We start from the raw sequence: 20,142 nt of genomic DNA on the forward strand, positions 1-20,142 counted from the left end.
CGGCCCTTAACGGGCTTTGCGCGCGCTTTCGGGCCCATGCGGGTGTTTTGCATGAGGATATTCAGGGTGCGCATGATCATGATCGTGGTGATGATGATCGTGCTCCGCGTGATCATGATCATGACTGTGGTCACCATGATGATGATGGTGATGATTGTCCTGCATCTCAAGACGGCACATGCCCGTGCAGAACGTGTCGCAAAGCTTACAATCGGCCACGTTTGAACCCGGCGCAGACGCACCTTGCCCTTCAACATGGTGGTGATGGCTGTCTTGAATGGCGCCAACCTCAGCTTCAAAACCCAGCACCTGAGTACGGTATTTGCACAACACACATGTCGGTGGCGGTGTGTCGGAAAACGCAGGGTGGCTCGCACGCTCGGACGCGGGGATGGTGATCGGCGCCTGGCCATCCGGTGCGAGAACTTGGGTCCGATACGCGCATGTACCACAGTTGGGCGGCGGGTTTGCCCCCATCTGTTCGCGCACACGCTCCGCAAATGTTTCAAGCACTTTGGGGTGATCCCCAAGATAGCCCGCTTTGACAAAGCTGATATCAGGATGATCGGCAGCAACCTGATCCGTGAAGCCGTAAATGCGGTCGATCAAAATGCCTGAGAATAAGAAATACGGGAAGACGATGATCCGCTTGTATCCCAACTTGGCAGCGTGTTGCAGACAAGGCTCAACCAGCGGGAACGTCACACCTGAATAGCCAACTTCAACCCAGCCGAAACCGATGCCCTCGTGCAGCATCCGCGCAATCTTTGCCACGTTACCATTCGCATCGGGATCAGACGCACCACGGCCAATCACCACCAAGCAGGTATCGTGGTTTTCCACAAACTCGGACTTATTAGCTTCGTCAACCGCTTCTTGAATACGTCCCGCAGCAGCGGCAATCATCTTGGGATCAACGCCCAATTCACGGCCATAGCTCACATCAACCCCGTGCTTAGCGGCATATGTATTCAGAACGGTCGGGATATCGTTTTTCGCGTGCATCGCGGCAAACAACATGCCGGGTACCGCGAGGATTTTCTCGCACCCACCTGCGCGCAACTTATCAAGACCATCACGAATGACCGGATTGGCGAATTCAAGATACCCATATTCTGTCTGCCATTCAGGCGGCAAAAACGCGGGCAGTTTATCCGCAAGGGTCGCAAATTCATCCACCGCAGACTGCGAACGTGACCCGTGCCCACAGATCATCACACCGATTTTCGGGTTTGCATCGTTGCTCATGCGGGTTCCTCCTCGGTGGTGGGCTCAACCGCATCTGCCTCTTCGGCCTCTGCCTCGTCCTTTTTGCCCTTGCGCCACCCCCAAAGTGCCGCAGCCGCTGCAGCGCCAAGCGCGCCTGCCGCAACCCAATGATCATGCCCCGCCACATCAGCCCAGTGGCCAACGTGCGCATTTGCAGGTGCCGCAAAAAGAGGCAGCACACTTAGGATGGCAATCAGGTGTTTCATAGGGTCATCTCCCGCACATTCAGGCAGCCGTGCGGAACCTTGACGATACACGCGTCGATCCCCTGTCTGGGTCGATCATTGCATGCCTTCGGTCTGGCCCCACTTGGGCGTCGTCTTCGACAGGTGTATCGGCGCGCAGGCCTGTGTGCAAACGGATAAAAGGCACGCCAGCGCCCGTTTACGACCTGTGCAGATATGCGCAGTAGTTGCGCGCGCGTCGGGGTTTGTTGTGCATCTGCGCAACGTTAGGGTTGCGGCAACGATTAATGCGGAGGGAATTTCACAATGGGTCAGCTGGTTGATGGTGTTTGGCACGACGTTTGGTACGATACAAAATCCACAGGTGGCGCGTTCAAACGCACCACGGCTGCGTTCCGTAACTGGATCACTGCAGACGGCAGCGCGGGGCCATCAGGCACCGATGGCTTTAAAGCCGAAAGCGGTCGCTATCACCTTTATGTATCGCTTGCTTGCCCTTGGGCGCACCGCACGCTGATTTTTCGCCAACTCAAAGACCTAACGGATCACATCACTGTTTCAGTGGTCCACCCAGATATGCTCAGCGACGGCTGGACGTTTGAGAAGGACGACGATGGCGCAACAGGCGACACGCTTTTTGATCTGCCGTTTGCTCGTGACATTTACCTGCGCGCCGATCCAAAAGTCTCGGGCCGTGTGACAGTGCCCATTTTGTGGGACAAAGAGCGCAACACAATTGTGAGCAACGAAAGCGCTGAAATCATTCGGATGTTCAATTCGGCATTCAATGACATCACTGGTAACACAGCCGACTATTGGCCCGAAGAAATGCGCGATGACATCGAAGAGGTAAACGACCGCATCTACAACACCGTCAACAACGGCGTCTACAAAGCAGGCTTTGCCACATCACAAGATGCATATGAGGCAGGTGTGATCCCACTTTTTGAAAGTTTGGAGTGGCTGGAAGAGCGGTTGAGCAAAAGCCGCTACCTGATGGGTGACAAAGTAACCGAAGCAGATTGGCGCCTCTTCACCACGCTTGTTCGGTTTGATCCGGTGTATCACTTGCACTTCAAGTGCAACAAAAAGCGCATCATCGACTACCCCAATCTGTGGGCTTACACGCGCGATTTGTATCAAATTGAGGGCGTTGCTGGCACAGTTGGTATGGCGCACATCATCCGTCACTACCACTACAGCCACGACACCATTAACCCGAGCCGCATTTTGCCGATTAACCCTGATCTGGACTTCATGGAGCCCCACGGACGCGGCTGACCATTCGACCAGCCAACTTATGTCTGATCAGGCATATGATGGGTGACCAAAGCCGCTAAATCATGCGGGTTCGTTCCTTTACTCAGGAACCCGCATGCATTGGGCACGTTGCGGAAAATACTGCCATCCGAGAAGAACGTGCTTTTGGTCACCAGCACAACCTTACACATCGGATGGCGGTAGCTGATGATGTCGGCCAACCCAAGCGCACTGCCGTCAGGCAGGTCTAAATCCAGCACAACAACGCGGTAGTCCTTCTTGATCAAAGCATCAGTGGCCTCGTCAGCCGTTGCTGCAATATCGACCCAGGGCCCCATCCGCCGTAAATGGCTGGCCCAGATCTTTGCTAGATCACTATTATTCTCAACCACCAAAACCGGCATAAACTCACAACCCAAAAACACCCAAACAGAATCAACAATCGCTCTGTTCATTTTGCGTTCATAACACAGTTTGCCAGCCAACGGCTAAGTTTGTTGTTCAAAGCGGTAAACTATTCTTTACCAACCAATTCGCCTTGCAGTGCTCAGGCAATTACGGTTGTGTCTGCGCAGCAAAAACTGACAGCGGAAAAGGCAAAGATCATGACCACTTGGATTACCATTTGTGATACGTGCAAGCATGGCGATTGGGACGCTGCTACCGACGCGCAAACCCACGGCGAACAACTTGCTGCCTTGATCGAAGCCGAAGCGAATGGCGATGTGAAAACACGCCGCGTCTCGTGCCTGATGGGCTGTACCCGTGCGTGCAATGTGGCAATTCAGGGCGAGGGTAAACTGGCCTACACACTTGGCAACTTTGCCCCCTCTGAAGAAGCTGCCGCGGGTATCGTGGAATATGCGCAAAAACACGCCGCCAGCGAAACCGGGCAGGTGCCATTCCGCGAGTGGCCGCAGGCCATCAAGGGGCATTTTGTAACGCGCCACCAACCGCTTCCCAAGTCAGACCAAGCATGAGCAACGCCCGCGATCATGGGGGCGGGCTTGATGCGGCAGTGGCAACATTTGGCGGCACGCGTGACAGCTGGCTTGATCTAAGCACGGGCATCAACCCTGTTGCTTATCCGGTAAAAGACATCGCCGCGGATAGCTGGACTGCACTGCCCGACCAAGCAGCCCTCGATGCGTTGATCAATGCCGCACGGGATTTTTGGAACGCGCCAGACAATGCAACAATTATTCCCGCAGGTGGTGCATCAGCAATCATTGCGCAGATGCCGATGTTGCCGGCCCTCAAGGGGCTAAGCGGCGCACAAATTCAGAACCGCACCTACAATGAACATGCCGCCGCATTTCGTCATCACGGCTGGGATGTCAGCCCCGATGCCGGCGATGTTCACGTGTTGGTTCGGCCCAATAATCCAGACGGCGACATGTGCCTTCCGAACGCTGCTGCACGCCTCACAATCATTGATGAAAGCTTTGGCGATGTGTGTCCGAGTGATAGCATGGTGCACCGTACTGCAGATAAAAATACGATCGTTCTAAAAAGCTTTGGCAAGTTTTGGGGACTTGCAGGCGCGCGACTTGGGTTTGCCATTGGCCACCCCAAAACCCTTGCTGGGCTGAGCGAGCAACTAGGCCCTTGGGCTGTTGCGGGACCAACACTGGCACTGGGTGCGCGCGCGCTATCCGATCATGACTGGGCCACGGCAACCCGTCAGCGTCTGGCCGCAGATGCACGCCGCCTTGATGATCTGATGACCCAACATAACGCCAAAGTAGTAGGCGGCACGGACCTGTTTAGGCTGTACCAAGTCGACGACGCGCAAAGCTGGCAAACACGCTTGGCAGAGGGCCATGTCTGGTCACGCGTTTTCCCTTACGCGGGCGATTGGCTGCGCCTTGGCCTACCTGCCCCTGATCAATGGCAACAGCTTGAGGCCGCCTTATGATTTTGTCGCTTGCGATGATCCTTGATGCGATTTTCGGTGAACCGAAATGGCTTTGGTCGCGACTACCCCACCCCGCCGTATTGATGGGCCGGCTGATCGGTTTGGGCGACGAGCGCTTCAACAACGGCGAACACAAGCGCATCAAAGGTGCGCTCATGATGATCGCCTTTTGTTTTGCGATGGGCATTCTTGGATTGCTGCTCAGCACCCTTGGCTGGCCCATTCAGGTTATTATTACAGCAATTCTTTTGGCCCAAAGGTCACTGGTTGATCACGTGCTGGCCGTCGCAAAAGGTCTGCGCACAGGACTTGAGGAAGGGCGCGCAGAAGTCGCGATGATTGTTGGCCGCGACACACGCCAGATGGATGAGAACGCCGTTGGCCGTGCAGCCATTGAAAGTGCGGCAGAAAATCTGAGCGACGGCATTATTGCCCCAGCGTTTTGGTTTGCTGTCGCGGGTCTTCCGGGCTTGCTGATCTATAAAATTACGAACACCGCAGATAGCATGATCGGCTATCGCACGCCCCGCCACGAGGCGTTTGGCTGGGCCGCAGCGCGCCTTGATGATGTGTTAAATTTCATTCCAGCGCGGCTAACCGCGTTGTTAATTGCGCCAATGCAGATCACCAAAATTGGCCCCGACGCCCGCTTGCACCGCTCGCCAAACGCAGGCTGGCCCGAGGCCGCAATGGCCCTTCGTCTCGACATCGCCCTATCGGGTCCACGCACTTATGAGGGTCAGCTTACAGACTTTCCGTGGGTCAACGCCGCCGCAAGAAAGGTTGCAGCGCCCCGCGATATTGAGCAAGCTGTAGCAGTATTATGGAGCGCATGGGCAGCTGCCCTCGCCTTGTCACTATTGCTATGGTTAGGAATGAGTCAAGCATGAACGCCCTTCTCCGCATCGCCTTTGTCACGACCCTTACCTGCCTCGCACCGCTGACAGTGGCAGCACAAACGCCATGCGGCGGGTCGTTCAACGCCTTCATCGCTGATCTAAAGACAGAGGCCCTCGCCAAAGGTCATAGCCGAAGGACCGTCAACACATTCTTTGACGGCACCCAACAAAGCGCGTCCGTCTTGAAAGCCGACAGAAGCCAAGGTGTTTTTCAAAAGCCATTCATCGAATTTTCACGCGCTCTGATCAGCAGCAACCGCATCAACGCAGGGGCCGCAAACGCCAAAAAGTGGGCCAGCACGTTTGATCGCGCTGAGCGTCAATTTGGCGTGCCGCGTGGTATTTTACTGGCATTCTGGGCGTTTGAAACGGATTTTGGCGCATTTCAAGGCAACTACAACACCCGCGATGCGCTTGTGACGCTTGCCCATGATTGCCGCCGTCCAGACCTTTTCCGCCCGCAGGTTCTTGCCGCGATTGAGCTTTACGAACAGGGCGGCATGGACCCAAGCACAACGACGGGCGCTTGGGCTGGCGAAATTGGCATGGTTCAGATGCTACCCGAGGACATCTTACAAAACGGCGTTGACGCTGATGGTGATGGACGGGTCAGCCTTAAAACCTCTGCCCCTGATGCGCTGATGTCTGGCGCAAAACTTTTGGCAGACTTGGGTTGGAAAGCGAACCAGCCTTGGCTGCATGAAGTGAGCGCACCAGCAGGTTTTGATTGGTCGCTCAGCGGCACGGACAAAGAACTGACCGTCGCGGATTGGCAAAAGCGCGGCATCACAGCGCGCAGCGGATCACTAGGCAACAGCCGGCTGAAAGCATCACTGATTGCACCCCAAGGTCGTAACGGGCCTGTGTTTTTGGCCTATCCAAACTTCAAAGTTTTGTTCGAATGGAACCAGAGTTTTGTCTACGTGACCACTGCCGCCTATTTCGCAACACGGCTATCCGGCGCGCCAGTTTATGACGCCGGAAACCCTGATGCGGGCCTTGATGGTGACCGCATGAAAGCGCTTCAAAGCAAATTAGCGGCCCGTGGATACGACGTTGGGAAAATCGACGGCATCTTGGGCGCAGGCACCCGCGCGGCCGTTCAAGATGTGCAACAAAAGCTTGGCATGCCTGCGGACGCATGGCCAACACCTGAGCTACTTGATCGCCTTTAGAATTCAGCTCACGCAACCATCGCTTCGGCTTTTTTCAGATCGACACTGACCAACTGGCTCACGCCTTGTTCAGCCATTGTGACCCCAAACAGGCGATCCATCCGTGACATCGTCACCGCGTGGTGGGTGATCGTCAAAAACCGTGTGTTGGTGCGGCGGGTCATCTCATCAAGCATATCGCAAAAGCGCGTCACGTTGGCATCATCAAGAGGGGCATCAACCTCATCGAGCACACAAATAGGCGCAGGGTTGGCCAAGAATACCGCAAAGATTAGCGCGAGCGCAGTCAACGTCTGCTCACCACCAGAAAGCAGGGACAGGGTCGACAGCTTCTTGCCCGGGGGCTGGCACATAATCTCAAGGCCGGCTTCCAGCGGGTCATCGCTTTCCACCAAAACAAGACGGGCCTCACCACCGCCAAACAAATGAGTAAAGAGCATGCCGAAATTATCGTTCACTTGCTCAAAAGCTGTCAAAAGCCTCTCGCGGCCTTCTTTATTCAGGCTTGCAATACCAGTGCGCAATTCACGAATGGCTGCTTCCAAGTCCTGCTTCTCAGCGACAAGCGCGTCATGCTCAACTTGGACTTCTTTACTATCTTCCTCGGCGCGCAAATTCACGGCACCCAAGGCGTCCCGTTGACGCTTTAACCGGTTTACCTCTGACTCGATCTGCTCTGACGGGGGCATCTGATCTGCATCTACCTCAAGCTTTTCCAGCAGGGCTTGCGGCGTTACTTCCATCTCATCTTGAATACGTTCGGCGGCCACACCGACTGCTTCTTTCGCAGCATCCGCCAACGCCTCGGAACGTGCGCGTGCTTCGCGCGCTTCTGAGGCCGCACGTTCTGCCTCACGCTCTGCGTTTACCGCCGCGCGCTGCACTGTATCAGCTTCGGCCAGTGCGTCAGCGGCGGCTCGGCGGCGTGTCTCGGCGGTTGTAATCTCGGACAACAACGTCTCACGCTTCGCAGCAAGTTCAGCAGGGGCAGCTTGCGCTTTTTGCAACTCCTGCTCTGAAGTTTCACGGCGTTCAGCAAGTTCAGACGAGCGCTTCTCTGCTGTTTCCAGCCGACTTTTCCAGCTGCTGCTCTCTTTGGCTATGTCTTGGGAACGGCGCACGCGGGCCTCGCCTTCGCGGCGCACTTCATCGGACGCAGAACGCTTGGCCATCATGGTCATCCGCGCCGCTTCTACTGTCATCTTGACGTCTTCAACAGCACCGCGTGCTGCGTCCAAGTCCCCAAGTTCTGCTACGCTTTTTTCAGCCTCTGCTAAGCGGGCACGCGCAGCTGTTGCCTCATCCTCAAAGCGTTTAACCGCCAAATCTAGTGTCTCAAGCTTGCTTTGGGCGATCGATTGATCCGCTTCGGCGCGCGACACTTTTCGACCCGCATTTGATAGCAATTGATCCGCATCGCGGCGCGCCTGACGCGCTGCTTGGTCCGCCGCGGTCAACTCGCGCAAGCGCGTTTGCAAGAGGGTGTGGGCATCGCGTGCACCGTCGGCACGGGCCTCAGCCTCGTTCATTTCTTTTTTCAACGCCTCAAGACGGTTGAGCTGTTGCAGACGCAAAGCGGCGGCAGACGGCGCGTCTTCAGCACTAGCGCGAAACCCGTCCCAACGCCACAGATCACCTTCAACCGAAACCAACCGCTGGCCGGGCGCCAAATTAACCTGCGCGGCGTTTCCCCGATCAGCTTCAACCAGCCCGATCTGCGACAAACGACGCGCCAACACATCAGGTGCGTCCACATGCGCAGACAACGGTGTCACGCCATCCGGCAAGGCCTGCGTGCTGTCATACGCAGGCAAAACAGCCCATCCAGAGGGGTCATTGTTTGACACAAGCGGTGCTTTCAAATCATCCGCGAGCGCGGCACCAAGCGCTTTTTCAAACCCTGCGCCAACGGACAGAACATCCATCAACTGACCGCCCTCAGCGGTGTCACGATCAACCAATTTACTAAGTGCGTTCACTTCGGCACGCAGCGCGCTGACCTCACCATCCGCCTCAGACAGCGCCGCACGTGCATCCGCCTCCAGCGATTGGGTCTCAGTCCGGGCTGCTTCCGCCTCAATCAATGCCGCATCAGCGCTTTGCACTGTTTCAGCCGCTTCGACCGCTTCACGCTCAGCCACTTCAAACTCGGCCTTGGCGGTTGCTTGCGCCTGCTTGGCGACGCGCATTGCGTCACGTGATTTTTCGGCCTCCGCCTCATTTTTATCAAGTGTCTTACGGCTATCATCAAGGATACGGTTCGCAGATTGATGGCGGGCAGCGAGGCGCGCCACATCCTCGGTCATCTCACTTAAAGCAGCTTCGCGGTCTTGCAGGATTTGCGCTGCTTCAGAAGCCACTGTTTTGGCTTCCGCCAGGCGTGCGTCATGCCCCTCAGAAGCTTTGGCGATTTCCTGCGCTTCCCACTCAAGGCGCGCAATCGTCTCGTCAGCATCTTTGTTCAGGCCGGTTTCGCGCTCAATATCGCGGGTTAGCTGTGAAATGCGGCTGGTCAGGGTTTCAATCAACTCGGCGGCACGACTTTCTTGTTCAGAAAGCGCATCGCGGCCAACTTCAAGACGCTGCAACACCGCGGCGGCGATCGCCTCTTCTTCGCGCAATGGTGGCAAAGCTTCATCAGCAGCTTGCCGCGTTTTTGCGGCAGCGCGCGCCGCTGTTTCCGCTTGGGCAGCAAGCACAGTTTGCGCCTTTAGATGTTCATCTGCTGCAGCGCGGGCCTCGTCTGCTTCTTTCCAACGCCGATAGAGCAAAAGCCCCTCTGCAAGACGTAAACCCGAATTGATCTCGCGGTAGCGCGCCGCCTGTCGTGCTTGGCGGGCTAACTGACCTAACTGGGCAGCAAGTTGTTCAATCACATCATCGACGCGGCTTAGGTTCGTTTCCGCCCCCCGCAGTTTGAGTTCTGCTTCATGACGGCGTTGATACAGGCCACTAATACCTGCCGCTTCTTCAAGAATACGGCGACGCGCCTTTGGTTTGGCGTTGATCAACTCAGAGATTTGTCCCTGCCGCACCAGCGCGGGTGAATGTGCACCCGTGCTTGCGTCCGCGAACAGCATCTGCACGTCGCGCGCGCGAACGTCTTTTGTATTTGCTTTGTAGGCTGAGCCAACGTCCCGCGTGATCCGGCGCACGACCTCAAGCTGATCCGCGTCATTAAAGCCCGCAGGCGCCAAGCGTTCGGCATTATCAATGATCAGACTGACTTCAGCGAAGTTGCGTGCGGGCCGCGTTGAAGCCCCCGCAAAGATCACATCTTCCATACCACCGCCGCGCATCGCGGTTGGCCGGTTTTCCCCCATGACCCAACGCAACGCCTCAAGCAGGTTGGACTTGCCACAGCCGTTTGGCCCGACAACGCCAGTCAGCCCATCAGCAATGACCAAGTCTGTTGGGTCAACAAAGCTTTTGAAGCCGTTCAATCTGAGTCGTGAAAAGCGCAAGGCAAGTCCTTTGGGTGATTCCATTCACGCCCATAGTGGAACGCCCACGCCGCCTACCTGTCAACGCCACACCACCGTATCTGCCCCAAACCGCCCACTTATCCACAATATATTGCGCAAAATCTGCTAAATACATTGCAAAACCGTACATAAATCAAAGCGTACCCTGCCGTTCTTGGGGCGTGGTAGGTCGGAATCTCCCTTGCTTGAACGCGTCAGAACAGTCACAACATACCAGCATGGTTCCCCGATCAGACGCAAAGCGTCGGGGATCAAATGGGAATGCGGGACGGGCCAACCCAATTCGGGGTCCAAAACCGCAGCCGCCCCCGCGACTGTAAGCGGTGAGCGTCCGTCATTAAGCCACTGGGAAACTGGGAAGGCGACGGTACGTGTTGACCCGCAAGCCAGGAGACCAGCCGTGCAGAAATGCAAACCCCTGTCGGGTGTGACAGGCAAAGGAGAATAGTTATGCATATCGAACCAGGCGTCGTCAGTGGCGCAAAAATGGCCCTAAGCTACGCAACCTTCGCGGGTGCTGCCGGATACGGCGCGAAAATGGCGTGGGAAGCGCTTGTTCAAAAAGGTGCTTTGTCGCTTGTGGCACGCAGCTTGATCGCAACGATCGCTGTTTTCATCTTTTTCGAAGTCCTGCCCCACTTCGCTGTTGGCGTATCAGAAGTTCACTTCATCCTCGGCACGACAATCTTGCTGATCCTGGGCACCGGCCCTGCGGCGATCGGGCTGGCACTTGGCCTGTTGATCCAAGGCTTGTTCTTCGCACCAACTGACCTGGGCATGATCACAGTCAACGCAACAACACTTCTGGTGCCGCTCTTTGCGATCCACCACATGGCGAAAAAGATCATTGCGCCAAACACAGCTTACGTTGACCTGTCATACGGCCAGGCGCTGAAGCTTTCTGGTGCATACCAAGGTGGCGTTGTCGCTTGGGTGGCTTTCTGGGCAATCTACGGCCAAGGTTTTGGCGCAGAGAACCTTGCAGCAGTTGCGTCATTTGGCGCGGCGTACATGCTGGTGTTGCTCATTGAGCCAGTTGCTGACCTTGCGGTGCTTGCAGCAGCCAAGCGCATGAAGGGTCTCGATGGCACAGGTTTTGTGACACCGCGTCTCTACAACGCCGCCTAAGCACTCTCATTTGCGAACAGCAACTGAACGGTTTTGACGCCGGTGGCCCCCACGGGTTGCCGGCGCATCTTTTTGACATGGAGGCCATTATGGCTGCGAAAATTCCTGCTACTGTCGTCACTGGTTTTCTGGGCGCAGGCAAAACAACACTGATCCGCCACATGCTGCAAAACGCACAAGGCAAGCGCATCGCGTTGATCATCAACGAGTTTGGCGATCTTGGTGTGGATGGTGACATTCTTAAGGGCTGCGGTGACGAGACCTGTACCGAAGATGATATCATGGAGCTGTCAAACGGCTGCATCTGTTGCACCGTAGCCGATGATTTTATCCCGACGATGGAAAAACTGCTCGAGCGTGAAAACGCACCTGATCATATCGTGATTGAGACCTCTGGCCTTGCGCTGCCACAACCGCTTGTCCGCGCTTTCAACTGGCCCGGCATTTCAACCAAAGTGACCGTCGACGGTGTCGTTACAGTAGTGGATGGAAAAGCCGTAACGGAAGGACGCTTTGCACATTCAGTTGCGGCAGTAGATGCCCAACGCAAACTTGACGACAACCTTGATCACGAGACACCCCTGTCCGAACTATTCGAGGACCAAATCGCCTGTGCAGACATGATTGTGGTGAACAAATCTGACCTTCTAAGCGCAGATGAGGCCACTGCCCTTACGGACAAACTGAAATCCGAAGCACGAAGCGGTGTGCAGGTTGTCAAAGCCTCGATGGGCGCGCTGCCTGTTGACGTTTTGCTTGGCCAAGGTGTTGGTTCCGAGAGTGATATGGAAGCGCGCGCCGAGGTGCATCATCACCATCACGATGACCACCACGCAGAAGATGGCGAACATCATCATGACGATCATGATCACGCCCATGACGATGATAACGGACATCACCACCATCATCACGATCACGACCATGATGCCTTTGAATCCTTTGTTGTCACCTTGGGCGAAATTGGTGATGCGAAGGCGTTTGCAGCACAAGTCGCAGATGTCATCCAAACCCATGACATTTTGCGCCTCAAAGGTTTTGCTGCGGTCGAAGGCAAACCAATGCGCCTTACGTTGCAAGCGGTTGGGCCACGGGTTGATACGTATTTCGACCAGCCTTTTGGAACGGCCCCGCGTCAAACGCGGCTTGTTGTGATTGGCCAAGCGGGCCTTGACCGCAGTGCAATCGACGCTGCCCTGCGCGCATGATCATCGTAGAACCAGGCGATCCAAAAGACCCACAGGCGACGGCACTGCTTACGCAAAGCCATCGTCTGATGGAAAGCCTGTTTCCACCCGAAGACAACGCGTTCCTCAACATTGATGAGCTATGCGCACCGGACATCCACTTTTTTGTGGCTCGGCGCGGGCAAGTCATTCGGGGGACCGGTGCAGTAGCTGCGCGCGAAAACTACGGTGAGTTGAAGTCTATGTTCGTTGACCCAGAGGCCCGTGGCCAGGGGATCGCAGATGCTATTTTGCGCGCACTAGAAGATCACGCGCGCTCGCTCAAACTGCCCGAACTTAAGTTGGAAACTGGCAACGCTCTGCACGCGGCGCACCGCCTTTATGCACGCCACGGCTTTGAAACATGCGGCCCTTTTGGGGATTACACCCAAAACGCGACAAGTATTTTCATGACCAAAACGCTGGCTGACATCACCACCATTTCTCATAACCCAGAGTAAACCCAATGCACCTTCTTGCCGCGACACCCGGTTCAATTGATGACGGGAAAGAACCCGTAGACCTTGGCCAAACGCCAGCGGATGTTGTGTTCATTTCAGCAGCAGACACAGAGTTGGCAGCCTTGTCTGGCGCCCGTGCCGAGATGCAGTCTCCACCTACACTACGACTGGCCAGCATGATGCATTTGATGCATCCGATGTCCGTTGATTTGCACATCCAAGACTGCACATCAGGCTCAAAACTGATAATTGCGCGGGTGCTTGGGGGAACGGGATACTGGCGCTACGGCGTTGAGCAATACGCCGCCAATTGCCATGACAACGACATACCTTTGGCTTTGTTGCCCGGTGATGACAAACCTGATCCAGAGCTGCGCAATCTGTCGACCGTAAGCGATGAAGACTACGACGCACTCTGGGCATATTTGACAGAAGGCGGCCCGGCCAACGCCACTGGTTTTCTGGAATACACCAATGCCATGCTTGGGCGCGGGACATCACCGGCAGCAGCCGCGCCATTGCTACGCGCAGGACTTTATTGGCCGGGCGAGCAATCCCCCACGATGGCCAGCCTACAAGAAAACTGGACCAAAAACGCGCCAGTCGTTCCAATCATTTTCTACCGCGCGCTTGTCCAAGGCGCAGGCCTGAACCCCATAAACCGTTTGGTAAAATCACTGTTGCGAGCGGGGCTAAACCCAATGCCAGTGTTTGTGGCGTCCCTAAAAGACCCTGTTAGCCAAGCCACCCTTGAGCATCTATTTAGCGAAGCACCGCCAGCCAGCATTTTGAACTGTACGTCTTTTGCAGTTGGTAGCCCGCATGAGCAAAACACACCGGAAAACCCTTTGACGAGCGCTGCTGCCAATCAAGCACCCGTATTTCAGGTCGTGCTATCAGCAAGTTCACAAGACGCATGGGCAGACGGTTTGACGGGACTGTCCGCACGCGACATCGCGATGAATGTAGCCCTGCCAGAAGTAGACGGCCGCATCTTGAGCCGCGCTGTATCGTTCAAGGGCGAGGCCTATTTTGACGAGGCAACCCAATGTCCCATCGCAACGTATCAAGCCGTAGGTGACCGAATTGATTTCGTCACACAGCTTACAGCCAACTGGGCAAAGCTGCGGCACACCCCCAAAGCAAACAGAAAAGTGGCGCTCGTTCTGGCGAACTACCCCAACAAAGACGGCCGCCTCGCAAATGGCGTGGGCCTTGATACGCCAGCTGCAACAGTTGATGCGCTTGGCGCACTTACCCGTGACGGTTACAACACTGCGCCCCCTGCCTCATCCAAGGCACTGATGGATATGATCATGGAGGGTCCCACCAACTGGCTGACGGACCGTGCACAGACAACTGGCGGCGTGCATCTTCCGCTCAGCATCTACGAACAACACTTCAACGCGCTGCCTTATGACATCAAACAACAGATGAACGACAAATGGGGCGCGCCAACAGACGATCCCTTCTTTTGTTCAAAAATATCCGCGACGCAGGCACAAGAAGACGGCTTCAAACTATCGATCTTTGAGTTTGGTAATGCCGTGGTCGGTGTCCAGCCTGCACGTGGCTACAACATCGATCCTGAGGAAACATACCACTCACCTGATCTGATACCACCGCACAACTATCTCGCGTTTTATATCTGGCTTCGCCACCATTGGGGTACCAATGCAATTGTGCACATGGGCAAACACGGCAACCTCGAGTGGCTTCCAGGTAAAGCAGTAGCGCTTTCCCAAACGTGTTGGCCCGAAGTTGTCTTTGGTCCCACGCCGCACCTTTACCCGTTCATCGTCAACGATCCCGGCGAAGGCACCCAAGCAAAACGCCGCGCGCAGGCTGTGATCCTTGATCACCTCACCCCGCCGCTAACGCGCGCTGAAACCTACGGGCCGCTCAAAGATCTTGAGGCCCTCGTGGATGAATATTACGAAGCCGCTGGTGTTGATCCACGCCGGATCACCCATCTGCGCCGCGAGATTTTGTCCCTGACCGCAGCAACAGGAATTGACCGTGATGTTGGCATGAACGGGGCTGATGAAGATACTGATCTTGCAAAGCTGGACGCCTATCTTTGCGAGCTGAAAGAAGCGCAAATTCGCGACGGCCTGCATATTTTCGGCACCTCCCCCACAGATACCCAAGAGCGTGATCTAACGATTGCGCTGACCCGTGTAGCACGCGGCAGCGGTGAGGGTGTGGATGCGTCGTTGATTGGCGCGCTTGCCCGTGACTTTGAGCTTGGATTTGATCCCTTGAATTGCGAAATGTCCGCGCCGTGGGCAGGTCCCAAGCCGGACGCACTTGGCGGCGGCACGTGGCGCACGGCAGGCGACACAGTTGAGCGCCTTGAAGAATTCGCCATCAAATTGCTGGATGAAACTGCGCACGCCCCGGGCCCAGAAAGCGCGTTGGTTATGGAGCATATCGCCCAAGTGGTACGCCCAACCGTTGCAGCCTGTGGCCTCGCAGAAACAAACGCACTGCTCACCGGGTTGAACGGTTTGGCCGTCCCCGCGGGTCCGTCAGGTGCCCCTACCCGTGGTCGCTTGGACACACTGCCAACGGGCCGCAATTTTTATTCCGTCGACAGCCGCGCGATTCCCACACAAACCGCGTGGACCCTTGGGTGGAAGTCGGCAAACCTGCTGATTGAAAAGCATCTTCAGGACAACGGCGACTGGCTCCGCGCCTTGTTGCTGACCGCTTGGGGCACAGCCAATATGCGTACCGGCGGTGACGATATTGCACAAGCACTGGCACTGATGGGGGTTAAACCCAAGTGGGATATGGCATCGCGCCGCGTCACAGGTTTTGAGATTATCCCGCACAGCGTTCTGGGCCGACCACGGGTTGACGTGACATTGCGTGTCTCGGGCTTTTTCCGTGATGCGTTTCCGCAACAAATCGCGCTGGTGGACAGCGCTGCACGCGCAATTCAAGAACTGGATGAACCTGACAACCATGCCGCGCTAAACAAAGGGCCGCGCGTTTATGGTAGCAAACCCGGCGCTTACGGTGCTGGCCTGCAAGCCATGATTGATGAGCGTCTCTGGAGCGACAAAGCTGATCTGGGTGATGCCTATCTTGAGTGGGGTAGCTACGCTTACGGCGCAAACCTTGAAGGCGCGCGTGACCGCGACGGCCTAAGCGCGCGGTTGTCACAAGTAGATGCGATTGTGCAAAACCAAGACAATCGCGAGCATGATATTCTGGACAGCGACGACTACTATCAATTTGAAGGTGGCGCTGCGGCGGCTGTGGCATCGCTACAGGGCAAAGACCCACTGGTTTATCACAACGACCACTCGCGCCCTGAACGCCCGTTAATCCGAACCCTTGATGATGAGATTGGCCGTGTTGTCAGGTCACGTGTGGTGAACCCCAAATGGATCGATGGGGTTAAGCGGCATGGCTACAAAGGCGCTTTCGAAATTGCTGCAACAGTGGATTATCTGTTTGCATTTGCCGCTACGACAGGCGCTGTAAAGCAGCACCACTTTGACCTCGTGGAAGAGGCATTTTTGGCAGATGATGATACCCGTGACTTTATCGCAGAACACAATGACCCCGCGTTGCGCGACATCGCCGGTCGCCTTCAAGAGGCTATTGACCGTGGATTGTGGGTCCCCCGCTCAAACTCGGCCCGAGCGCGCATTGATGCCTACAAACGCTAGCGCTGTTTGATCTCATAGGTTCCGTCATCCACGCATTTTAGGCGCGCAACAGCCTTTGCCTGATCGCCGCTAAGTGTGCCCTTACGAACGATGCATCCAGTAGTTTGCTGGATAGCGATCAACATTTTATCAGCAACCGCACCCGCGTCCGGTGCCCACTCCATATTGGTGCGAATGACCTCTGCGCGGTCGTTTCGTTGACGAACCGTAAAATCGCTTCCGCCAACAGAAATGCGCATTGGCTCCAACCCGATGAACGCAGGCCCGCCCATATCACATCCCGCCAATACCAAAACGGCACACCAAAACAGACGCATCGCAAATCTCCTTAACTCGCTACGTCTTCACTAATCGGCAATATCCCTTAACAAAGCCCTAACGCCCATTGCCCTCCCAGGTATTTCCCTCTTAGATCGACACGACACATCAAGTGGATAGGAGCCGGACATGGATGATGATCGCCACGCAATGAAAATGGCCAAGAAGAAAGTTGCTCGTGATAAAATCATGGCGACTAAAACCGATGAAAAGGGCCTTGTTATTGTTCACACTGGCAAAGGTAAGGGTAAATCTTCCTCGGCCTTTGGCATGATCTTCCGCTGTATCGCGCATGATATGCAATGCGCTGTTGTGCAGTTCATTAAAGGTGGCATGTCCACAGGTGAGCGCGATCTGATCCTATCCAAATTCTCTGATACTTGTGCGTTTCACACCATGGGCGAGGGCTTCACTTGGGAGACCCAAGACCGGTCACGCGACACCGAAATGGCGCAGGCGGCGTGGGCCAAGGCAAAAGAGCTGATCTTGGATGACGCCAACAAAATGGTGCTGCTCGACGAGATCAACATCGCGTTGCGCTATGATTACCTTGACGTGAACGAGGTCGTAGCCTTCTTACGCGATCACAAACCCCATATGACCCACGTCGTTCTGACAGGCCGCAATGCCAAAGACGAACTGATCGAACACGCCGATCTGGTCACTGAGATGGAGTTGATCAAGCATCCGTTCCGCTCGGGTATCAAGGCGCAAATTGGCGTTGAGTTTTAGGCAAAGCTGGGGGCACTCATGAAGCATCGTTTGTTGACTGAATTTGGCATGGGCAGCTCCTTGCGCCGGCTAGATTACACAGCCGCCTCTGAAAAGGCCCTGAAGGATGCACTTTGGCACAACTCGATCAATCTGGCGGAGCTCTTTGGCAAAGACAAAGAGGACATGATCATCGACGTCGAGATTGCCTGCCAAGCGCCAGATACGGTGGACACAGAGCGCCTGAAATCCGTGTTCCCGTACGGCCAAATCAACATAACGACACACCACGGCGGCCTTGATATTCCTCGCCCAGAGGCCGCAGGTGGCAACCCCACCATCATGGCCCACGCGGTCATTCATGTGTCTCTCGAACTGGAGGGTACCGCATGAGTATTGATCAACGTTTCATCATTGAAATGGGCATGGGCAATGACCTCTACGGTATGGATTACACAAAAGCCGCAGCGCGTGCGATTGAAGATGCCCTGCGCCATTCATCTATTCCGATGTTCGAGGCTTTGGGTATTTCCCACGACATGATGCGCGTGCAAGTCACCGTTGGTGTGGCAGAGCCCGAAAAGCTTGATATTGACGCGCTAACCGCGAAACTTCCGCGCGGCAAAGCAACGGTTAAGGGCGTGAAAGGCGGACACAACAGTGCAAACCCCGCAACGGGCCAAACCATCGTTATTGCCACTGCAGCGGTTGAGGCATTTTTACCCTTTCAAGGCTAAAGCACGGGTCGCACTAAGCGATTGACCCGTTGAAAGCACGTCCTCATCAAGCTGCACTTCGATGATTGAAACTTTGCCACTGGCTTCAGCGCGCTTGAACGCTTCTGCGAATTGACCGTCATTTTGCACCGTCTCGCCGTGACCCCCATAGGCGCGGGCAAGGGCGGCAAAATCAGGGGTCGCCATATCAGTTCCGCTCACGCGCGAAGGATATGTCTTTTCTTGGTGCATCCGAATGGTGCCGTAGCGCCGGTTATTCATAACAATCACGATTACGGACGCACCGTGCTGCATCGCTGTCGACATTTCGTTAAGCGTCATTTGAAAACAGCCGTCGCCCGCTAAACAAACAACCGTTTTGGCAGGATGCTCAAGTTTGGCTGCAATCGCAGCAGGAAAGCCATACCCCATGCTGCCGCTAGTTGGCGCAAGCTGTGTGCCGTAGCTCTTGTAGCTGAAATAACGGTGCAACCACGCGGCGTAGTTCCCCGCGCCGTTCGTGACAATCGCGTCCTTGGGCAGGGTCTCCGACAGCCAACCGATAATGTTTTCCTGCTTCGCATCTCCGGGGCTTTCCGTGGGCTGTAGCCATGCATCATATGCTGCGCGGCACTCGGCCATCCAATCAGGCTGGCGTTGAAGGGGCGCGCACTTGTGCAGCGCCGCGATCATCTCATCAGCACGGGAAACAACACCAAACTCTGTCGGCCAAACACGGCCAATTTCTTCAGTACCCGCATGGATATGAACCAACGCTTTTCGGTCTGCCATCAGGAAATAGCCCTGCGTTTCGATGTCGCCCAACCGACTACCAAGCGCGATGATCAAATCAGCTTTTTTGAAGCATGCTGCCAACTTGGGGTTCAGGCCAACGTTCAAATCACCGGCATACGCAAAGCTTTGATTGTCGATGTAATCTTGCCGGCGAAACCCTGCGGCCACGGGAATGTTGTTAGCCTCGACAAACTCACGCAAACTCTGTGCCGCGTCTGCGGACCAATGCGGGCCGCCCACAACAAGAAGAGGACGCTGCGCACTTTCGAGCCGCTCCATGATTGTCTTCGCGGGTTCTGCTAGATCAGATGCTTGATGCAGCACGGCACCCTCACGCAGGGGTACATCGTTGCAGGCCGCGCTCAGCATATCTTCGGGCAACGCCAACACAACGGGACCAGGCCGCCCTGACAATGCCGTTTGAAAAGCGCGTTGGATAAACTCTGGCAAGCGTTCAGTCTGATCAACCTCCTCAACCCACTTCGCCAAATCACCAAACATCTGGCGGTAGTCGACTTCTTGAAACGCCTCGCGCCCCCGATCGGATCGCGCAATTTGACCGACAAACATCACCACCGGGCTGCTGTCTTGGCGCGCGATATGAATTCCCGCAGAGGCATTACAAGCACCAGGGCCACGGGTCACAAAGCACACCCCAACTTGGCCCGTGAGTTTTGCATGTGCCTCAGCCATCATGGCCGCAGCACCTTCATGGCGGCAGGTAACAACTTCAATATCGTGATCAAGCAAGCCATCCAGAGCCGCCAAAAAGCTTTCGCCCGGAACTTGGAAAACCCGCTTAACACCCATCTTTGCAAGCTGCGCTGCCAAGATTTTTCCACCATGCTGCATGATCACTGCCCTTGCTCTGTCATCGATTTGCCTTACCTGACACGCGTATCAACAAAAGGACAAG

18 protein-coding genes and 1 riboswitch are annotated in these 20,142 nt (G+C 55.6%); of the genes, 12 read left to right on the top strand and 6 right to left on the bottom strand.

The genetic code is table 11. The annotated features are described in order from the left end of the window. Positions 1 to 6 precede the first annotated feature (6 nt). The gene (locus NeNHUV3_RS06810; protein ID WP_391480537.1) at positions 7 to 1,248 is read right to left on the bottom strand and encodes a sirohydrochlorin chelatase; all 1,242 of its coding nucleotides are present in this window, start codon (positions 1,246 to 1,248) and stop codon (positions 7 to 9) included. Further along, positions 1,245 to 1,475, bottom strand: a complete 231-nt coding sequence (locus NeNHUV3_RS06815; protein WP_391480538.1) for a DUF6732 family protein — start codon at positions 1,473 to 1,475, stop codon at positions 1,245 to 1,247. The genes NeNHUV3_RS06810 and NeNHUV3_RS06815 overlap by 4 nt, the downstream gene beginning before the upstream one ends. 285 nt (positions 1,476 to 1,760) lie before the next feature. On the opposite strand from NeNHUV3_RS06815, the gene NeNHUV3_RS06820 reads away from it, so the two are divergent. After that, complete coding sequence (locus NeNHUV3_RS06820; protein ID WP_391480540.1) at positions 1,761 to 2,735, top strand: glutathione S-transferase family protein; 975 nt, start codon at positions 1,761 to 1,763, stop codon at positions 2,733 to 2,735. 17 nt (positions 2,736 to 2,752) lie between these two features. Here the strand turns inward: NeNHUV3_RS06820 and NeNHUV3_RS06825 are convergent, their stop codons facing one another. Further along, the gene (locus tag NeNHUV3_RS06825; RefSeq protein WP_391480542.1) at positions 2,753 to 3,169 is read right to left on the bottom strand and encodes a response regulator; all 417 of its coding nucleotides are present in this window, start codon (positions 3,167 to 3,169) and stop codon (positions 2,753 to 2,755) included. A 150-nt stretch (positions 3,170 to 3,319) separates the two neighbouring features. Here NeNHUV3_RS06825 and NeNHUV3_RS06830 point away from each other — a divergent pair, with 150 nt between their 5' ends. Genes NeNHUV3_RS06830 through NeNHUV3_RS06845 form a run of 4 tightly spaced genes read left to right on the top strand, consistent with a single transcriptional unit; the run spans position 3,320 to position 6,706 of the window. Then, the gene (locus NeNHUV3_RS06830; protein ID WP_391480543.1) at positions 3,320 to 3,694 is read left to right on the top strand and encodes a DUF1636 family protein; all 375 of its coding nucleotides are present in this window, start codon (positions 3,320 to 3,322) and stop codon (positions 3,692 to 3,694) included. After that, a complete protein-coding gene (locus NeNHUV3_RS06835) occupies positions 3,691 to 4,632 on the top strand; it encodes a threonine-phosphate decarboxylase (protein WP_391480544.1) in 942 nt (313 codons plus the stop codon). The genes NeNHUV3_RS06830 and NeNHUV3_RS06835 overlap by 4 nt, the downstream gene beginning before the upstream one ends. Next, positions 4,629 to 5,522 (top strand): adenosylcobinamide-phosphate synthase CbiB, encoded by an 894-nt coding sequence (gene cbiB / locus NeNHUV3_RS06840; RefSeq protein WP_391480545.1) that lies wholly within the window; start codon positions 4,629 to 4,631, stop codon positions 5,520 to 5,522. Before NeNHUV3_RS06835 ends, cbiB begins: the two co-directional genes overlap by 4 nt. Then, positions 5,519 to 6,706, top strand: a complete 1,188-nt coding sequence (locus NeNHUV3_RS06845) for a lytic murein transglycosylase (protein ID WP_391480547.1) — start codon at positions 5,519 to 5,521, stop codon at positions 6,704 to 6,706. The genes cbiB and NeNHUV3_RS06845 overlap by 4 nt, the downstream gene beginning before the upstream one ends. Before the next feature lie 8 nt (positions 6,707 to 6,714). Here the strand turns inward: NeNHUV3_RS06845 and smc are convergent, their stop codons facing one another. Then, a complete protein-coding gene (gene smc / locus NeNHUV3_RS06850) occupies positions 6,715 to 10,170 on the bottom strand; it encodes a chromosome segregation protein SMC (protein WP_391480548.1) in 3,456 nt (1,151 codons plus the stop codon). A gap of 223 nt (positions 10,171 to 10,393) precedes the next feature. Continuing rightward, positions 10,394 to 10,609, top strand: a riboswitch (cobalamin riboswitch). 32 nt (positions 10,610 to 10,641) lie between these two features. Between smc and NeNHUV3_RS06855 the strand changes: the two genes are divergently transcribed. The 4 genes from NeNHUV3_RS06855 to cobN all read left to right on the top strand — a co-directional run bounded on the left by NeNHUV3_RS06855 (position 10,642) and on the right by cobN (position 16,686). Then, positions 10,642 to 11,319: an energy-coupling factor ABC transporter permease gene (locus NeNHUV3_RS06855; protein WP_048598390.1), complete on the top strand. Its 678-nt coding sequence runs from the start codon at positions 10,642 to 10,644 to the stop codon at positions 11,317 to 11,319. Between the two features lie 89 nt (positions 11,320 to 11,408). Then, a complete protein-coding gene (gene cobW, locus NeNHUV3_RS06860) occupies positions 11,409 to 12,524 on the top strand; it encodes a cobalamin biosynthesis protein CobW (RefSeq protein WP_391480549.1) in 1,116 nt (371 codons plus the stop codon). Beyond that, entirely contained in the window at positions 12,521 to 13,003 is a 483-nt protein-coding gene (locus tag NeNHUV3_RS06865; protein ID WP_391480550.1) for a GNAT family N-acetyltransferase, read from the top strand. The genes cobW and NeNHUV3_RS06865 overlap by 4 nt, the downstream gene beginning before the upstream one ends. Before the next feature lie 5 nt (positions 13,004 to 13,008). Next, complete coding sequence (gene cobN, locus NeNHUV3_RS06870) at positions 13,009 to 16,686, top strand: cobaltochelatase subunit CobN (protein WP_391480551.1); 3,678 nt, start codon at positions 13,009 to 13,011, stop codon at positions 16,684 to 16,686. Here cobN and NeNHUV3_RS06875 read toward each other — a convergent pair. Further along, positions 16,683 to 17,003 carry a hypothetical protein gene (locus tag NeNHUV3_RS06875; RefSeq protein ID WP_391480553.1) on the bottom strand — a complete coding sequence of 107 codons (321 nt, stop codon included), beginning with the start codon at positions 17,001 to 17,003 and terminating at the stop codon, positions 16,683 to 16,685. The genes cobN and NeNHUV3_RS06875 overlap by 4 nt on opposite strands. 130 nt (positions 17,004 to 17,133) lie before the next feature. Here NeNHUV3_RS06875 and cobO point away from each other — a divergent pair, with 130 nt between their 5' ends. Genes cobO through NeNHUV3_RS06890 form a run of 3 tightly spaced genes read left to right on the top strand, consistent with a single transcriptional unit; the run spans position 17,134 to position 18,452 of the window. Beyond that, positions 17,134 to 17,736, top strand: a complete 603-nt coding sequence (gene cobO, locus NeNHUV3_RS06880) for a cob(I)yrinic acid a,c-diamide adenosyltransferase (protein WP_048598394.1) — start codon at positions 17,134 to 17,136, stop codon at positions 17,734 to 17,736. 18 nt (positions 17,737 to 17,754) lie between these two features. Then, entirely contained in the window at positions 17,755 to 18,108 is a 354-nt protein-coding gene (locus NeNHUV3_RS06885) for a Lin0512 family protein (protein WP_341246142.1), read from the top strand. Continuing rightward, a complete protein-coding gene (locus NeNHUV3_RS06890; RefSeq protein WP_391480554.1) occupies positions 18,105 to 18,452 on the top strand; it encodes a Lin0512 family protein in 348 nt (115 codons plus the stop codon). Before NeNHUV3_RS06885 ends, NeNHUV3_RS06890 begins: the two co-directional genes overlap by 4 nt. On the opposite strand, the gene NeNHUV3_RS06895 is transcribed toward NeNHUV3_RS06890, so the two are convergent. Next, on the bottom strand, positions 18,435 to 20,078 hold the full coding sequence (locus NeNHUV3_RS06895) for a thiamine pyrophosphate-dependent enzyme (protein WP_391480555.1): 1,644 nt from the start codon (positions 20,076 to 20,078) through the stop codon (positions 18,435 to 18,437). The two genes, NeNHUV3_RS06890 and NeNHUV3_RS06895, sit on opposite strands and share 18 nt — an antisense overlap. Positions 20,079 to 20,142 lie beyond the last annotated feature (64 nt).

Origin of the sequence: Nereida sp. NH-UV-3, from assembly GCF_042939535.1 — a bacterium.
In the GTDB taxonomy this organism is placed as follows: domain Bacteria; phylum Pseudomonadota; class Alphaproteobacteria; order Rhodobacterales; family Rhodobacteraceae; genus Nereida; species Nereida ignava.

Bases quoted from the DNA above. Each gene is read 5' to 3' on its own strand.
- NeNHUV3_RS06810 (WP_391480537.1), bottom strand. From the start codon at position 1,248: ATGAGCAACGATGCAAACCCGAAAATCGGTGTGATGATCTGTGGGCAC.
- NeNHUV3_RS06815 (WP_391480538.1), bottom strand. From the start codon at position 1,475: ATGAAACACCTGATTGCCATCCTAAGTGTGCTGCCTCTTTTTGCGGCA.
- NeNHUV3_RS06820 (WP_391480540.1), top strand. From the start codon at position 1,761: ATGGGTCAGCTGGTTGATGGTGTTTGGCACGACGTTTGGTACGATACA.
- NeNHUV3_RS06825 (WP_391480542.1), bottom strand. From the start codon at position 3,169: ATGAACAGAGCGATTGTTGATTCTGTTTGGGTGTTTTTGGGTTGTGAG.
- NeNHUV3_RS06830 (WP_391480543.1), top strand. From the start codon at position 3,320: ATGACCACTTGGATTACCATTTGTGATACGTGCAAGCATGGCGATTGG.
- NeNHUV3_RS06835 (WP_391480544.1), top strand. From the start codon at position 3,691: ATGAGCAACGCCCGCGATCATGGGGGCGGGCTTGATGCGGCAGTGGCA.
- cbiB (WP_391480545.1), top strand. From the start codon at position 4,629: ATGATTTTGTCGCTTGCGATGATCCTTGATGCGATTTTCGGTGAACCG.
- NeNHUV3_RS06845 (WP_391480547.1), top strand. From the start codon at position 5,519: ATGAACGCCCTTCTCCGCATCGCCTTTGTCACGACCCTTACCTGCCTC.
- NeNHUV3_RS06855 (WP_048598390.1), top strand. From the start codon at position 10,642: ATGCATATCGAACCAGGCGTCGTCAGTGGCGCAAAAATGGCCCTAAGC.
- cobW (WP_391480549.1), top strand. From the start codon at position 11,409: ATGGCTGCGAAAATTCCTGCTACTGTCGTCACTGGTTTTCTGGGCGCA.
- NeNHUV3_RS06865 (WP_391480550.1), top strand. From the start codon at position 12,521: ATGATCATCGTAGAACCAGGCGATCCAAAAGACCCACAGGCGACGGCA.
- cobN (WP_391480551.1), top strand. From the start codon at position 13,009: ATGCACCTTCTTGCCGCGACACCCGGTTCAATTGATGACGGGAAAGAA.
- NeNHUV3_RS06875 (WP_391480553.1), bottom strand. From the start codon at position 17,003: ATGCGTCTGTTTTGGTGTGCCGTTTTGGTATTGGCGGGATGTGATATG.
- cobO (WP_048598394.1), top strand. From the start codon at position 17,134: ATGGATGATGATCGCCACGCAATGAAAATGGCCAAGAAGAAAGTTGCT.
- NeNHUV3_RS06885 (WP_341246142.1), top strand. From the start codon at position 17,755: ATGAAGCATCGTTTGTTGACTGAATTTGGCATGGGCAGCTCCTTGCGC.
- NeNHUV3_RS06890 (WP_391480554.1), top strand. From the start codon at position 18,105: ATGAGTATTGATCAACGTTTCATCATTGAAATGGGCATGGGCAATGAC.
- NeNHUV3_RS06895 (WP_391480555.1), bottom strand. From the start codon at position 20,078: ATGCAGCATGGTGGAAAAATCTTGGCAGCGCAGCTTGCAAAGATGGGT.